General features: G+C 73.9%; 11 protein-coding genes. 10 read left to right on the top strand and 1 reads right to left on the bottom strand.

Annotation, left to right across the window (positions count from 1 at the left end; all coding sequences use genetic code 11):
- Positions 1-82: 82 nt before the first annotated feature.
- Entirely contained in the window at positions 83-1,288 is a 1,206-nt protein-coding gene (locus H291_RS0124075; protein WP_026366076.1) for a cytochrome P450, read from the top strand.
- 5 nt (positions 1,289-1,293) lie between these two features.
- Positions 1,294-1,491: a ferredoxin gene (locus H291_RS0124070; RefSeq protein WP_020017586.1), complete on the top strand. Its 198-nt coding sequence runs from the start codon at positions 1,294-1,296 to the stop codon at positions 1,489-1,491.
- On the opposite strand, the gene H291_RS0124065 is transcribed toward H291_RS0124070, so the two are convergent.
- A complete protein-coding gene (locus H291_RS0124065) occupies positions 1,466-1,765 on the bottom strand; it encodes a DUF6725 family protein (protein WP_020017585.1) in 300 nt (99 codons plus the stop codon). The two genes, H291_RS0124070 and H291_RS0124065, sit on opposite strands and share 26 nt — an antisense overlap.
- A gap of 138 nt (positions 1,766-1,903) precedes the next feature.
- Here H291_RS0124065 and fdxA point away from each other — a divergent pair, with 138 nt between their 5' ends.
- From fdxA to H291_RS32960, 8 genes are all read left to right on the top strand, one after another.
- The gene (gene fdxA / locus H291_RS0124060) at positions 1,904-2,221 is read left to right on the top strand and encodes a ferredoxin (protein WP_020017584.1); all 318 of its coding nucleotides are present in this window, start codon (positions 1,904-1,906) and stop codon (positions 2,219-2,221) included.
- 1 nt (position 2,222) lies between these two features.
- Positions 2,223-3,353: a succinyldiaminopimelate transaminase gene (gene dapC, locus H291_RS0124055; RefSeq protein WP_020017583.1), complete on the top strand. Its 1,131-nt coding sequence runs from the start codon at positions 2,223-2,225 to the stop codon at positions 3,351-3,353.
- Between the two features lie 115 nt (positions 3,354-3,468).
- Positions 3,469-4,776 carry a citrate synthase gene (locus H291_RS0124050; protein ID WP_020017582.1) on the top strand — a complete coding sequence of 436 codons (1,308 nt, stop codon included), beginning with the start codon at positions 3,469-3,471 and terminating at the stop codon, positions 4,774-4,776.
- Positions 4,777-4,952: 176 nt separating this feature from the next.
- Entirely contained in the window at positions 4,953-8,204 is a 3,252-nt protein-coding gene (locus tag H291_RS0124045) for an ABC transporter permease (protein ID WP_020017581.1), read from the top strand.
- Entirely contained in the window at positions 8,204-11,050 is a 2,847-nt protein-coding gene (locus H291_RS0124040) for an FtsX-like permease family protein (protein ID WP_020017580.1), read from the top strand. The genes H291_RS0124045 and H291_RS0124040 overlap by 1 nt, the downstream gene beginning before the upstream one ends.
- A gap of 15 nt (positions 11,051-11,065) precedes the next feature.
- Complete coding sequence (locus H291_RS31520) at positions 11,066-12,091, top strand: ABC transporter ATP-binding protein (protein ID WP_020017579.1); 1,026 nt, start codon at positions 11,066-11,068, stop codon at positions 12,089-12,091.
- Positions 12,088-12,789: an ABC transporter ATP-binding protein gene (locus H291_RS0124030; protein WP_020017578.1), complete on the top strand. Its 702-nt coding sequence runs from the start codon at positions 12,088-12,090 to the stop codon at positions 12,787-12,789. The genes H291_RS31520 and H291_RS0124030 overlap by 4 nt, the downstream gene beginning before the upstream one ends.
- Before the next feature lie 45 nt (positions 12,790-12,834).
- Complete coding sequence (locus H291_RS32960; RefSeq protein ID WP_084468403.1) at positions 12,835-15,312, top strand: ATP-binding protein; 2,478 nt, start codon at positions 12,835-12,837, stop codon at positions 15,310-15,312.
- Positions 15,313-15,315: the final 3 nt, after the last annotated feature.

The raw sequence follows: 15,315 nt of genomic DNA, 5'->3' as shown, positions 1-15,315 counted from the left end.
ATAACCGGACACCCTTGTCCGATTCACCCGGACCGGTATTGGATGGGGCGGGCACAACCCCCTCAGCCAACCGGAGGACAAGATGTCTGACCTGCTCGATTACCCCATCCCGTCGGATCGCGCGATCGAGCCGCCACCGGAGTGGGAGGAGCTGCGCCAGCAGTGTCCTGTGGCCAAGGTGCGCCTCGCGAGCGGCGGCGAGGCCACCTTGCTCACCCGGTACGACGACGTCCGCGCCATGCTGACCGACGGCCGGTTCGGCCGCGTCATCCCGGCCGGCGGCACGGGCGTGGGCTCCCAGGACGACGGCGGCACGTTCAGCAACGACCCGACCGGGGTGATGGCGGACGAGGAGCAGCACCAGGCCTGGCGGCGGCTGGTCAACGCGACCTTCACCGCCAAGCGGGTGCAGGCACTGGCCCCCGGCATCACGGCCCGGGCCGAGCAGCTCATCGACGACATGCTGGCCGCCGGCGGCCCGGCCGACCTGGTGCCGGCTCTCGCGTTCCCGCTGCCCGTCTGGGTCATCTGCGAGCTGCTGGGCGTGCCGGAGGACCAGCGCGAGCGGTTCCCGTACTGGTCGGACACGGCGCTGAGCACCACTCGGTACACCCAGGAGGAGATCTCGGCGGCGCGCCAGGAGTTCGGCGCGTACATGGCCGCCCTGGTCGAGGCCAAGCGGGCGCAGCCGGGCGACGACCTCATCTCCGAGCTGATCGCGCTCGTGGACCGGAACGACCCGCGGCTGACGGCGCAGACCGTGATCGGCACCAGCATGGCGCTGCTCGTGGCCGGCCACGAGACCACCGCGAGCCACATCGCCAAGATGATGGCGCTGTTCCTGGGCGACCGCAGCCGGTGGGAGCGGCTCGTCGCCGACCCCTCGCTGGTGCGCAGCGCGGTCGAGGAGTCGCTGCGGTTCGACCCGAACGCGGGCTTCGGCATGGTGCGCTGGGTGGACGAGGACGTCGAGATCGCGGGGGAGACCGTCCCCGCGGGCACGACCGTGGTGTGCAGCCTGGCGGCCGCCAACCGCGACGAGGGCACGTTCGAGGGCGCGGCCGAGATGGACCTGGGCCGCCGCCCGAACCCCCACCTCTCCTTCGGCGCGGGTGCCTACTCGTGCCTCGGCCAGTCGCTGGCCCGCACCGAGCTGCAGATCGTGCTCGCCGCGCTGGTGCGCAAGGTGCCGAGCCTCGAGCTGGCGGTGGACGTCGAGTCGGTGCCGCGCAAGGAAGGCCTGTTGGTGGCCGGATTCGACGAACTGCCCGTCAAGTGGGGAGAGTGACCCCCATGAAGATCAACGTGGACCGTGACGCCTGCTGCGGCGCCGGCCAGTGCGTCCTGCTCGCACCCGACGTTTTCGACCAGGACGAGGAGGGCATCGTCGTGCTGCTCGACGAGCGTCCGGCGGCCGACCAGGACTTCGCGGTGCAGGAGGCCGTGAGCATGTGCCCCACCGGTGTCATCTGGGTGGACCAGAACGCCTGACGGGTCGCGGGGGGATCGGCTTGGCGGCCTCGATGTCGGCGGCCGCCACGTCGACCTCCTGCGGCTCCCCGCGGCCGGGCGCCGGGTCGGTGCGGAGCCGCAGGCCGGCGTCCGAGACCTCGACGACATGGCCGATCAGGTCCGTCCAGCGGTACGCCGTGCCGCCGTCGGACACGACCGGGCCCTCCGGCGCGAGCCGCCGCCGGACCACCACGCGGGTGCCGGGACGCAGGTCCCGCCACCCGCCGGGTGCGGCCGGTGTAGCGAATGTCACGTCACTTCTCCTTCCGGTGTGTGAGACCGGTGGGGACCAGGGGGTGTCCCGGGAGATACTAGGATCGCCCCGCCGGGCCGGTCCCGCGGTCGGCATCGTGCATGATCCTCAGTCCGGAAGTGGAAGGACACCCTCCAAGTGACCTACGTGATCGCTCAGCCGTGCGTCGACGTCAAGGACCGGGCGTGCATCGAGGAGTGTCCCGTGGACTGCATCTACGAGGGCAGCCGCTCCCTGTACATCCACCCGGACGAGTGCGTGGACTGTGGTGCCTGCGAGCCGGTCTGCCCGGTCGAGGCCATCTACTACGAGGACGACGTCCCCGACGAGTGGAAGGACTACTACCGCGCGAACGTGGAGTTCTTCGACGACCTGGGCTCGCCGGGCGGCGCCGCGAAGATGGGCGTCATCGAGAAGGACGACCCGATGATCGCGGCCCTTCCGCCCCAGGCCTGACGTGGGTCTGCACGACCTGTCTGACCTCCCTTTTGCCTGGGACTCGATCGACGGCATCACCGCCACGGCGAAGGCGCACCCGGGCGGCCTGATCGACCTGTCGATGGGCACGCCCGTGGACCCGACGCCGGAGGTCGTGCGGAAGGCGCTCGAGGCCGCGTCGAACGCGCCGGGCTACCCGATGACCGCGGGCACCCCGGCCCTGCGCCAGGCCGTGGCGGACTGGTTCGCCCGGCGCCGCGGCGTGCCGGGCCTCGACCCCGCGGCCGTGGTCCCGACCATCGGCTCCAAGGAGCTCGTCGGGCTGCTGCCCTCCCTGCTGCACCTGGGCCCCGGCGACGTGGTGGTGCACCCCGCCGTGGCCTACCCCACCTACCTCGCGGGCATCCGCGCGGCCGGCGCCACGCCCCTCGCGACGGACGACGTCGCCGACTGGGCCGGCCGGGACGACGTCAAGATGGTCTGGGTCAACAGCCCGGGCAACCCCACCGGCCGCGTGCTCGACGCCGCGGCGCTGCGCGCCGTGGTCGACGCCGCGCGGGCGATCGGCGCCGTCGTCGTCTCCGACGAGTGCTACGCCGAGCTGGTGTGGGATTCCCCCTACGACGCCGCGACCGGTACCGGCGGCGTGCCCTCGATCCTGGACCCGAGCGTGTGCGGCGGCTCCCACGAGGGGCTGCTGGCCGCGTACTCGCTGTCCAAGCAGTCGAGCATCGCGGGCTACCGGGCCGCGTTCCTCGCGGGCGACGCCGCCCTGGTCGCGGACCTCACGCAGACCCGCAAGCACCTGGGCCTGATCGTGCCCGCGCCGGTGCAGGCCGCGATGACGGCCGCCATGTCGGACGACGCCCATGTCGCCGTGCAGCGTGAGGCCTACGGCGCCCGGCGCCGGGCGCTGGCCGCCGCGGTCACCGAGGCGGGGTTCGTCATCGACGAGTCGACCGCCGGTCTGTACCTCTGGGTGGCGGCGCCGGACGGGCGGCCGGGGCTCGAGGTGGCCGAGTGGTTCGCCGACCGCGGGATCCTCACCGCGCCGGGTCATCTGTACGGCGACGGCACCCACACGCGTGTGGCGCTGACCTCGACTGACGTACAGATTGCCGATGCTGTGACACGCATCACGCAGCCTTGACCGATGGATTGGAAAAACTAAAGCAGGGCGCGATACTGTCGTGCCCCAGGTCGACGCTGTCCCGACACCTTTCTTTCACAGCAGCGTCCCTCGTGCGCCACTCAGGAAGGAAGACATGACCTCCACACCGCTGGACGGCTCGAGCCGCGTCGAGCTCGCCGTCGACGGAACCACTCACACCCTGCCTGTCGTCGCCGCCAGCGAGGGCAACGACGGCATCGTCGTGTCGTCGCTGCTCAAGGACACGGGTCTGGTCACGGTCGACCCCGGCTTCATGAACACGGCGTCGTGCGAGTCCTCGATCACGTACATCGACGGCGACGCCGGCATCCTGCGCTACCGCGGGTACCCGATCGACCAGCTCGCGGACGGCTCCGGCTTCCTCGAGGTGGCCTACCTGCTCATCTACGGCGAGCTGCCGAGCACCTCGGAGCTGGACGCGTTCACCGAGCGCGTCAACCGGCACACCCTGGTGCACGAGGACTTCCGCACCTTCATGGGAACGTTCCCGCGCAACGCGCACCCGATGGCCGTGCTGGCCTCCGCGGTGAACGCGCTGTCCACGTTCTACCCGGAGTCGCTCGACCCGGCGGACGACGACCAGGTCGACCTCGCCACGGTGCTGCTGCTGGCCAAGACCCGCACCATCACGTCCTACCTGCACCGGCGCCGCGTGGGCGAGCCGCTGCTGTACCCGGACTACTCGCGCGGCTACGTCGAGGACTTCCTGCGGATGACGTTCGCGACGCCGTACGAGGCCTACGAGGCCGACCCGGTGATCGTGGACGCGCTGGAGAAGCTCCTCGTGCTGCACGCGGACCACGAGCAGAACTGCTCCACGTCCACCGTGCGCGTCGTCGGTTCCTCGAACGCGACCCTGTACGCATCAGTGGCCGCGGGCGTGAACGCGCTCTCGGGTCCCGCGCACGGCGGCGCCAACGAGGCGGTGCTCACCATGCTGGAGAAGATCCGGTCGGGCGGCGAGACCGTCGAGACCTTTATGGACAAGGTCAAGAACAAGCAGGACGGCGTGCGCCTGATGGGCTTCGGCCACCGCGTGTACAAGTCCTACGACCCGCGTGCCGCGATCGTGAAGAAGTCGGCGGACGAGGTGCTGGACAAGCTCGGCGCCAAGGACGAGCTGCTCGACATCGCGCGGGGCCTCGAGGAGATCGCCCTCTCGGACGACTACTTCGTCGAGCGCAAGCTCTACCCGAACGTCGACTTCTACACGGGCCTGATCTACAAGGCCATGGGCTTCGAGCCGGCCATGTTCACGCCGCTGTTCGCGCTGGGCCGCATGCCCGGCTGGATCGCCCAGTGGCGCGAGATGATCAAGGACCCGCAGACCAAGATCGGGCGCCCGCGCCAGGTCTACACCGGCGCCACCGAGCGCCCGTACGTCCCGGCGTCGCAGCGCTGAGCCTGGGGCAAGCCTTCCAGTACGGTCGGTTGCTCTGAGTTCGGTCCATCTTTGGACCGAACTCAGAGCAACCGACCGAACTCGTTTGCGGGACCGCAACACGGCGTGACCGGATCGTTGCCTCCGGCAGCCACAGTTTCGTCGTGCGTGTCACAGGGCGGGGCTACCTTGGCCCCGTGAGTCGAGCCACCCTCCTTGCCCGCCGGTCCACGGCGCACCGCGGGCTGCTCGCGCTCGTCTGGCTGCTGGTGGCGGTCCTGACCGGCGCGCTAGGTGTGACCGTCGGCTGGACGCAGGCCGCCGCCACGGCGGGCGCCCGCGACGGCCTGGCCGCGGCCGAGCCCTCGGGGAGGGCGGTCCAGCTCGCCACCCGCCTCGCCGACGGCGCCGAGGCCGACGCCCAGGACGCGCGCGTCCAGCAGGTGCTCGCGGGGCTGCTCGACGGCGTGCCGCACCGCCTCACCTACGACGTGCGGACCGAGCCGCAGTACACGGCGGGCGCCGACGGTGACGACCTCGGCCGCTGGTCGGTGGCGCTCCTGCCCGCGCCCTCGCGCCAGGAGGCCCTGTCCGGGGCGGGCGCGAGCGGCGTCACCCTCGTGGACGGCGCGTGGCCGGCCGCGAAGGACGAGGCGGCCCTCCAGGTGGACGCGGCCCAGGATGCCGGCCTGGCGGTCGGCGACACGCTCCGGCTGGGCGTGGACCCCGAGCACCCCACGGACACCGGCACCCCGGTCACGGTCAGCGCGACCTGGCGCGTCACCGAGCCGGACGACGCGGGCTGGCTCGGCGACCCGGCCGTGCTGACCGGCGCGGACGGCGCCCACCCCGGGCCCGTCGTCGTGAGCGCGGACGTCATCACCGGCCTGGACACCGACCCGTTCGCCCGCTGGACCGTGGTGCCCGACGGCGCCGCGATCACCCCGGCCGACCTGCCCGCCCTCGCGGCCCTCACCCCCGAGGTCGAGCGGACCCTGGGCGAGGACGCCGACGTCGCGCCCCGCGGCCTGACCGTCACCGGCACGCTCGACGTGACGGCCGCCGACCTGGGGGCCGCGCTGCGCGCCGCCGACGCCGTCGCGCTCGTCCCGCTGTCCCTGCTGGCGCTCGTCGGCCTGGTCGCGCTGGTGCAGGTGGCCCGGCTGCTGGCGGCGACCCGGGAGGGCGAGGTCGCGCTCCTGGTGTCCCGCGGCGCCGCACCCGGCACGGTGACGGCGGCGGCCGCGGTGGAGGGCGCGCTGCTCGCCCTGACCGCCGCCGCGGCCGGCGGGGCCGCCGCGTGGGGCGCGCTGCGCGCGGTCGTGGGCGCCGGCTCCTCGGCGGCCGCCACCGCCGGTGCGCCCCTGGCCGTGGCCCTCGCGGTCGCGGTGATGGCCACCGCGACGCTCGTCCTGGTCGCCGCGCTGCAGGCGCAGGCCGCGGTGCGGCGCCAGGTGACCGACCGTTCGGGGCGCGTGCGCCAGGTCGCGGCGCTCGGCACCGTGGTGCTGACGGTCGCCGCCGCAGCGGTTAGCGTGACCCAGCTCCTGCGCTACGGCTCGCCGCTGGTGACCACTCCCGGAGGCCTGCGGACCGACCCCACGGCGGCCGCCGCCCCCGCGCTCGCGCTCGCCGCGCTCGCCGTCGCCGCCATGGCGGTGCTCGGCCCGGCCACGCGCCTGTGGGCGGGTCTCGCTGGACGGTCGCGCGGCGTCGTCGGCCCGCTCGCCGCGCGGCAGGTGGCCCGCCGCATCGTCGTCTACGTGGTCCCCGTGGTCCTGCTCGTGCTCGCCGGCGGGGCCGCGACCCTGGCCGGCGGTTACACCGGCACCGCGGAGCGCCTGCGGGACGACGTCGACGTGCTCACCAACGGCGCGGACGTGCGGATCACGGCACCCGAGAGCGGGCGTCTGGACCCGGCCCCGTTCCTGCCGGGCGGGACCGGCCCCGGCGACACCGCCGTCGCCGCGGCACCTGTGCTGTCCGGGACCGCCTACTCCGACGGCCTGCCGGTCACGATGCTGGCGCTCCCCGCTGCCGCAGTGCCCCAGGTGGTGCGCGCCCCGGAGGAGGTGCTCGACGTCGAGCGGCTCGCCGGCGACCTGGCGAGCGACAGCTTCGCCGACGCGCCCGCCCTTCCCGGCGACGCCCGCGACGTCACCCTCTCCGTGCGCGCCGGCATCGAGGAGACCGTCGGGACCGAGCTGGCCGACTGGGCGCCCCGGCACGAGCTCGACCTGTCCCTCGTGCTCGCGGCGCCCGACGGGTCGGTCGCGACGGTCGAGCTCGGGCAGCTCACCGAGGGCGGCGGGACCGACGGCGCCCTCGGCGAGGAGCCGGCCGTGCACGAGCTGACCGGCGACGTGCCGGCGCCCCCGCAGGGCCAGGCCTGGCGGATCGCCGCGCTCGACGTCGACACCCGGCCTGGCTGGTCGATCGCCGAGGTGACGCTGGCCGTCGAGGGCATCACGGCGGGCGGGCAGGACGTCGAGCAGCCTGAATGGACGCCGTCGGAGACCTTCGACGGCCCCTCGGGACTGGTGCTGACGGAGGGCAAGGCCGAGCTCACGATCGCGCTGGGCGAGGACGGCGCCACCGCGGCCAGCCGGCTCCGGCTCCTGAGCGACCCCGAGGCCACTCCGGTGCCGCTGCTGGCCTCGTCGTCGCTGACCGGCGCGCTCGGCGTCGCCACGGGGGACACCTTCGAGCTGACGCTGGGCGGCACGCGGCTGCCGGTGCAGGTCGTGGCGTCGTCGGGCACGGTGCCCGGCGCGCTCGACCCCTACGCCGCCCTGCTCGACCGCGGAGCGCTCGCCGCCGCGCTGGTGCGCGACGTGAGCGATCCGGTCCTGACGAACGAGGTCTGGCTCGCGGCGGGGCCACCCGGCCCGGCCGGACCCGCACCGGCCGTGGCGAGCCTGGCCCGCGACGCGACGGACGCCGCCGAGGCCGCCGCCACGAACAGCCGGGAGCGGCCCGCCGTGAGCACCCCCGGCTACGGCTCGACCGACACCGCCGTCCCCGTGCGGGTCTCGTTCTGGCTCGCCGCCGCGGGGGCGACCGTGCTCGCGCTCGCCGGTGTGCTCGCCGTCGCGGTCGCCACGCTGCGCGAGCGGCGCGGCGAGGTCATCGTGCTGCGCGCCGTGGGGCTCGGCCCCGTGGCGCAGGGCCGGGCGCGGGCCGCCGAGCTGATCACCGTCGGGATCGTCGCCCTCGCCGTCGGTGCGGTCGCCGGGTGGGGCGTGGCCTGGCTGGCCGCGGGCGGGCTCGCCGCCGCGACGCTCACCGGGATCGACGCGGCGCCGCCCGCGCAGCTCGTCCTCGCGACCGGAGGCACCGCCCTGGTGCTGGCCGCCGCGGTGGCGGGGCTGGTCCTGGTCGCGGTCGGGGTCGGCGGCCGCGTCGCCGCCCAGGCCCGCGACACCACCTACCGCGAGGAGGTCCGCTGATGGCGGCCCTGTCCGGGCTGGGCCTGCTCGCCCGGCGCCAGCTGCGCACGTCGTGGGGCGCGACGGCGGCGCTCGGCGTCGTCGCGTTCCTCGCCGCCGGGGTGCTGTCCACCGCGCCGCGCGCCGTCGCGACCATGCACGCCGACCAGGTGGCCTACGAGACCGCGACGGCCTCGGGCCCGGCCCGGGACGTGATCTCGGTGGTGGGCTCGATTCCCGGCCAGGCGCCGTCGGGCGGCTTCTACGACCCGGGCGCCGTCGGCAGCGGCGTGCCGGACGAGCCGGACTGGGCCCCGTTCGTCGAGAACCTGGACGCCGTCCGCACGGAGTCCCCCGAGCCGCTGCGCTCGGTGATGGGCGCGCCGCTCTTCCACGTGACCTCGACCGATCCCGCGTACACCGTCCCGGAACCCAGCTCCGAGCTGGCCGAGGCCAAGGTCTTCCTCCGCGCAGCCCCGGACCTGGACGAGCATGCCGAGCTGATCGAGGGGCGCTGGCCCACCGCGACCGCGGGGCCCGTGTTCCTGGGGGACGAGCAGTCCGTGAGCCAGCCCACCGAGCGGGCGCCGGCGTTCGAGGTTGCCGTGTCGCGTGCCGTCGCCGAGACGTACGGCTGGGAGCTCGGTGGCCGGTACGACAACCTCTCGGGCTCGGGCGTGATCGCCCTGGCCGGCCGCTACCCGTCGCTCGTCGTGACCGGGATCTTCGAGACCGGCGACCCCGACGCGGACTACTGGCTGCACCACGCCCTGGGGGCCAGGGCATCCGTGATCGCGGACCCGAACCGCGGCCTGCTCGGCACCGCGACCGCCTACGTGGACCCGGCCATGCTCACGCCGCTCACCCTCGGCGTGGCCGAGACCCGCGTCTGGTTCCCGGTGAGCACCGACGGCCTGACCGCCGCGGAGGTGCCGGTGCTGCTGTCCCAGATGAAGGGCCAGTCCGCCAACACGTTCCTCGTCCCGGCCGGCCCCGACGACCCCACGCCGCTCCAGCTCCGGCCCACCAGCAGGCTCACCGAGATCCTGGAGAGCCTGCTCGCGCAGCGCACCGGGGTCGACGCGATCGTCGCGGTCCTCGCCGTGGGGCCGCTCGGCGCCACCGTCGCCGTGCTGGCCCTGGGGGCGCGGCTCGTCGTCGACCGGCGGCGTTCCGCGCTTGCCCTGCTGCGGGCCCGCGGTGCGTCCGGCACCCAGGTGCGGCTCCTCATGGGCGGTGAGGGCCTCGTCGTCGGGCTCGGCTCGGCGGCCGTGGGATTCGCGGCGGGCCTGGTGCTCTCGGCCGCGACCGGCCTCGACGCCCCCGTCACCGTCGCCCAGGTCCTCCTGGCGGTGGCCGCGGGCCTCGCCCCGGCCGTGGCCCTCGCGCTCGCCACGTCGCCCGCCGGCCTGCGGACCACGCGGGCGGACCTCGCGCCGCGCTCGCGCAGCCGGGTGCGCTGGGTGCTGGAGGTGCTCGTCGTCGCGGGGGCCGCGCTCGCGACGTGGCTGCTGCTCTCGCGCGGGGTCGTGGCCGGGTCGGGCGCCGGCTCCGGGACCGGGGTCGACCCGCTCGTCGCCGCTGCGCCGCTGCTGGTCTCCCTGGCGCTCACGCTCCTCGCGGTCCGCGCGTACCCCTGGCTCGCCCTCGCGGCCGAGCGGGCGCTCGCGCCGCGGCGCGACCTGGTGCCCTTCCTGGGCGCCGCCCGCGCCACGCGCGACCCCGCGGGCGGTCCCGTCCCGGCGATCGCGCTGGTGCTCGCGGTGGCCGTCGCGGCGACCTCGGCCGTCCTGTACTCCACGGTCTCCGGTGGCGTCGTCCGCGAGGCCTGGCGCGCGACCGGCGCGGACCTGCGCGTGTCGGGCCCCGTCGTCGACGCGCCGGTGGCGGAGCGGATGGCGGCGATCGACGGAGTCTCGGCCGTGTCGCCGGTGGGCGACGTCGGCGACGGTGTGCTGCAGGGCGCCGGCTCCTCGCCGCGGGCCGAGGTGTGGACCGTGGACGCGGCCGGGCTGGCCGTCGCGCAGCAGGACGTCGCGGGCGCTCCCGAGACGCTGACCGACCTGGCCGGGGCGGGCGGCGCGGACGGCGACGGGGCGCTGCCCGTCATCCTCACCCCCGGCGCGGCGGGCCCGGGCGTCGGACCGGGAACGACCGGGATCACGCTCACGACGCAGGCGGGCAACGTGCCCGTCCGGGTCGTCGACGTGGTCGACGAGCTCCCGGGACTGCCGGCCGGCCGCTCTCTCGTGCTGGCCGACGCCGACCGCCTGGCCGAGGCGACCGGCGACGTCACCTATCCGCGCCTCGCGCTCGTGGACCTGACCGACGACGCCGACCGCGCTGCCGTGACGGACGAGATCTCGCGGCTGCTCCCGTCGTCGGTCGTGGAGGACCCGGACCAGGAGGCGGACGCCGTGCTGGCGGCGCCCGTCTCGGGCGGGCTGGCCATCGCGTTCGTGCTGGCCGTGCTGCTCGCGGGGCTGCTGTGCGCGGGGGCCGTGGTGATGACGCTCATGCTCGCCGCCCCCGCACGGGCGCGGCTGCTCGCCGTGCTGCAGACCCTCGGCCTCTCGCCACGGCAGGGGCGTGGGCTGGTCGGCTGGGAGATCGGGCCCTGGGCGGTGGTGGCCCTCGTGATGGGCGCCGTGCTCGGCGTGGTGGTGCCGGAGCTGGTGCTGGCCGCCGTCGACGTCACCGCCCTGACGGGCGGTCCGACCCAGCCGGACGCGCAGTACGACCCGGCGCTGCTGGGCGCGGCCGCCGTCGGCTTCGTGGTGGTGGTGCTGGCCTCGGTCGGCGTGGCGGCGGCACTGAGCCGCCGCGGCGAGGTGGCCGCCCAGCTCCGGATGGGGAGCAACGACTGACATGAGGGAGAACCGATGAGCACGACCATCGAGCTGACGGGCGGCGGCGCGCCGGCCTCGGCCGGGCCCGCGGAAGGCGGCGAGATCCGGTGCGCCGACCTGGTGCGGATCTTCGCCACCGACGGCGTGGAGGTGCAGGCCCTGCAGGGCCTCACGCTGACGGTCGAGCCCGGGGAGATCGTCGCCGTCGTCGGCGCGTCCGGGTCGGGCAAGTCGACGCTGCTGACCATCCTGTCCGGCCTGGACACGCCGACCGGCGGTTCCGCGGTGGTGGCGGGCACCGACCTGCTGACCATGGGCCACGCCGAGCGGGTGCGCTACCAGCGCTCCACCGTCGGCTTCGTCTGGCAGCAGACGTCGCGCAACCTGCTGCCCTACCTCACGGCGACCGAGAACGTGCGGCTCCCGCTGGAGCTGGCCGGTGCGCTGCCGCGGCGCGAGCGTGCGCGCCGGGTCGAGGCGCTGCTCGAGCTGCTCGAGGTCGGGCACGTGGCCGGACGGCGGCCGGGGGAGATGTCCGGCGGCGAGCAGCAGCGCACCGCCATCGCGGTGGCCGCGGCCAACAACCCGCGGGTGCTCCTGGCCGACGAGCCCACCGGCGAGCTCGACGAGGCCACCTCGGTCGAGGTGCTGGAGGCACTGCGCGGCGTCAACCGCGAGACCGGCGTGACCACGCTGATCGTGACGCACGACCCGACCGTCTCCGAGCACGTCGCGCGCACCGTCCAGATCCGCGACGGCCGAACGTCCACGGAGACGCTGCGCCGCACGGAGGTGGACGAGCACGGCGCCGAGCGGCACGTCGCGGAGGAGTTCGCGGTGGTCGACCGGGTCGGCCGGCTGCAGCTGCCGCAGGACTTCGTGCACGCGCTCGACCTGCGTGACCGCGTGCGGCTGGCGCTGGAGCCCGACCACGTGGGCGTGTGGCCGGCGGCGCCGGGCCAGACGGCGGAGCCCCACCCGCCGGTCGAGCCGCATACGCCGGTCGAGCCGCATTCGCCGGTCGAGCCTGTCGAGACCCCCACCGAGGAGGACCGATGACCACCACCACCCCGGCCCGCACCGTGCTGCGGGCCCAGGGCCTCACCCGGGTGTTCGGCAGCGGCGCCGGCGAGGTGCGCGCGCTGTCGGACGCGACCCTGGAGGTGGCCGCGGGTGAGCTGCTCGTGGTGCGGGGTCCGTCCGGTTCGGGCAAGACGACGCTGCTGAACCTGCTCGGCGGGCTGGACCGGCCGACGTCGGGCGGCGTGTGGCTCGGCGACGCCGAGCTGTCCGCGCTGGCGGAGCGCGACGTGCTGGCCGCGCGGCGCGACCGGATCGGCTACGTGTTCCAGTCGTTCGGCCTGGTGCCCGTGCTGTCCGCCGCCGAGAACGTGGAGGTCCCGCTGCGCCTGCGGCGCACCCCGCAGGGCGAGCGCTCGCGGCGGGTGGCGGAGGCGCTCGACGCCGTCGGCCTGAGCGGGCACGCGAAGCAGCGGCCGTACGAGCTCTCGGGCGGGCAGCAGCAGCGGGTAGGTATCGCCCGAGCGCTCGTGGCCGACCCGGAGGTGCTGCTCGCGGACGAGCCCACGGGCCAGCTCGACTCGGGCACGGCGGCCGTGGTGATGGACCTGCTGGCCAGGGTGGTGCACGAGCGCGGCGTGGCCGCCGTCGTCTCCACGCACGACCCGGAGCTCATGGCGCGGGCCGACCGGGTGGTGGAGCTGCGCGACGGGCAGGTCGTGGACCGAACGGCGTAGCCCGCCCGACCGGGTGAAAGTTCGTGCGCGACCTATCCTTGCGAGATGTCGGATGCACGAGCCGGTGGCCACATCGACCTGCGGCCGCTTCGGTTGCGAGCGATGCTCACGCAGGAGGAGCTCGCGCACAAGGCCGGGGTCGGCACACGGACGATCCGGGACATCGAGTCGGGGCGGGCGCGGCCGCAGGCGAAGACCCTGCGCCTCCTGATCGACGTGCTGGGTCTCAGCGAGGCGGAGCGGGCCTCGCTCACGACACATCCGTCCAGCACCCCCGGGGCAGGCGAGGGGCTCCAGGCCGCCCCCGACACCGGCCGGCCAGTTCCCCGGGAGCTGCCACGCACCCCGACGGTGTTCGCCGGCCGGGACCAGGTGGTCGACAGCATCATCGCGGCGGTCGCCGACGGGTCTCTGGTCGTCGCCGTGCACGGGATGGCAGGGGCCGGCAAGACGTCCTTGGCGGTGTGGCTGGCGCACGAGCTGGCGCCGCGGTTCCCGGACGGTCAGATCTTCGTCGATCTCCACGGGGTTCGGAAATCTGAGGAACCCGAGCCGAATCTGCGGGCGGTCCTGACCCGGTTGCTTCGCAGCCTCGGCACCGACGACCAGGAGCTTCCTGCTGGTGTCGATGAGCTGAAGGCCCGTTACCGCAGCGCTGCCGCCGGACGCTCCATGCTTCTCGTGCTGGACAACGCGAGGGACGCCGACCAGGTCGAGGCACTGCTTCCGGGCACTCCGAGCAGTCTTGTGCTGGCCACCAGTCGACGGGATCTCTCGCACCTCTCCGGCGCGCACTCGGTACCGCTGGGCGCGCTCTCCCTGGCCGAGGCCGTCGCGATGCTCCGGGCCGAGGTTGGTGACCGGGTCACCGTAGAAGAGGCTGTGACTGTTGCCGAGCGCTGCGGGTGTCTGCCGCTCGCTATGGGCCTCGCGGCGTCGCGACTGCGCAGTCGTCCGCACTGGACTGCAAAGGACCTTCTCGCCCGGCTCGCCGACGACAGTCATCTGCTCTCGGAGCTCGACCTGGGGCACGGCGGTGTGGTGGCGGCGTTGAACGCGTCGTACACCGAGCTCGACGGGGACCACCGGCGCGTCTTCCGAAGGATGAGCCTCGTACCCGGGGACGACGTCGATGCGGTAGCCGCTGCGGCCCTGTCGGAGATGAAGCAGCAGCAGGCGACCTGGATGCTTGAAGCCTTGGTCGATGTGCACCTGGTGGAAAGTCGCTCGCCCGGCCGCTACCGGCTGCACGACCTCGTACGGGTCTACGCGACACAGCTCGCTGCCGCGGAGGAGCCCGAGGCCGAGCGCGAGAGAGTCCTCGCCCGGCTCGTCGACGTCTATCTCCATTTCGCGTACCGTGCCGCCACCCGGATCTCTCCGACCACGGTCCAGGTCCTGAACGAGGGAATGGCGAAGTACGACCTCGGGCTGCCGGGATTCGACGAAAAGGCTGATGCGCTCGCCTGGTTCAGAGCCGAACGTGGCAACCTGGCGGCCGCGGTGACGGCGTCCTGGCGATCAGGAAATCTTGAAGCGGCATGGCACCTGGCGACGGTATTCGGTGCGTTCCGGCTGGCTGACCGGGACCACGAGGAGTACCTGCGGATGAACGATGCAGCCCTGGACATCTCGCGTGCTCTCGGGAACAGGGCCTACGAGGCCGTCACCCTTGCGGACAGAGGCCGGAACCTCCTTGTCGAGGGACGTTGTCGTGAGGCGAACTCGTGCCTGGAGCAGGCCGTCGCTCACTACCGGGACCTCGGTGACGAAGCTGCCGCGGCGCTCGCGTTGAGGACGATGGGGATCGCGCACCGTCAGTCCGGTCACTTTGGCGAGGCGCTCGACGTCTACGCTGCGGCGCTCGACTCGGCCGAGGCGGCCGACGACCCGCTCGCACGTGTGGTCGTCCGGGCGAACATGATCGCGCCCATGCTCCGCCTGGGGCGCCTGGCGGACGCCGAGCGATGCCTCGACGAGACCGAGCGACTGCTGGACCGAGACGACAAGTACAACCGCCTCCGCCTCGACAGCTACCGGGGAACCCTCGCCCGCGAGAGCGGCGACCCGGTCGGCGCGTCGGTGGTGCACAGCGCATGTCTTGATCGCTGCAGACAGCTCGGATTCCGTGGCGGTCTCGGCCCTCTGCTCGTCGAACTGGGCATGGACCTGACCCAGATGAAGCGCGGCACCGAGGCCTCCGCCTACCTCGCCCAGGCAGTCGAGGACGCGGAAGACCTCGGATATCCGGCGCTGATCCGCACCGCGCTGGTCGATCTCGGGCGGGCGAAGATCCTCACCGGGGACCTTGCGGTCGCACTCCGCCACTTCGAGCGCGCCGCAGGGCTCGCAGAATCGCACGAGGACTCCTATGAGCTTGCGCGAGCCCACCATGGTCTCGCCGACATCTACCGTGGTCAGGCAGACGTGCAGGGTGAGCGCCGGCACCTCGAACGAGCCCTTGCGAAGTATGCAGAGTGCGGCGTGCCCGAGACCGAGGTGGTTCGTCACCGCTTGGAGTGACGA

It is taken from the genome of Promicromonospora sukumoe 327MFSha3.1 (assembly GCF_000385135.1).
Lineage (GTDB): Bacteria > Actinomycetota > Actinomycetes > Actinomycetales > Cellulomonadaceae > Promicromonospora > Promicromonospora sukumoe_B.
Note: the sequence above shows the minus strand (reverse complement) of the source record. Positions and strands in the feature narration are given on the sequence as shown.

Coding starts and splice junctions, on each gene's coding strand:
- H291_RS0124050 (WP_020017582.1), top strand. CDS start 3,469: ATGACCTCCACACCGCTGGACGGCTCGAGCCGCGTCGAGCTCGCCGTC.
- H291_RS0124030 (WP_020017578.1), top strand. CDS start 12,088: ATGACCACCACCACCCCGGCCCGCACCGTGCTGCGGGCCCAGGGCCTC.
- H291_RS32960 (WP_084468403.1), top strand. CDS start 12,835: ATGTCGGATGCACGAGCCGGTGGCCACATCGACCTGCGGCCGCTTCGG.
- H291_RS0124075 (WP_026366076.1), top strand. CDS start 83: ATGTCTGACCTGCTCGATTACCCCATCCCGTCGGATCGCGCGATCGAG.
- H291_RS0124070 (WP_020017586.1), top strand. CDS start 1,294: ATGAAGATCAACGTGGACCGTGACGCCTGCTGCGGCGCCGGCCAGTGC.
- H291_RS31520 (WP_020017579.1), top strand. CDS start 11,066: ATGAGCACGACCATCGAGCTGACGGGCGGCGGCGCGCCGGCCTCGGCC.
- H291_RS0124040 (WP_020017580.1), top strand. CDS start 8,204: ATGGCGGCCCTGTCCGGGCTGGGCCTGCTCGCCCGGCGCCAGCTGCGC.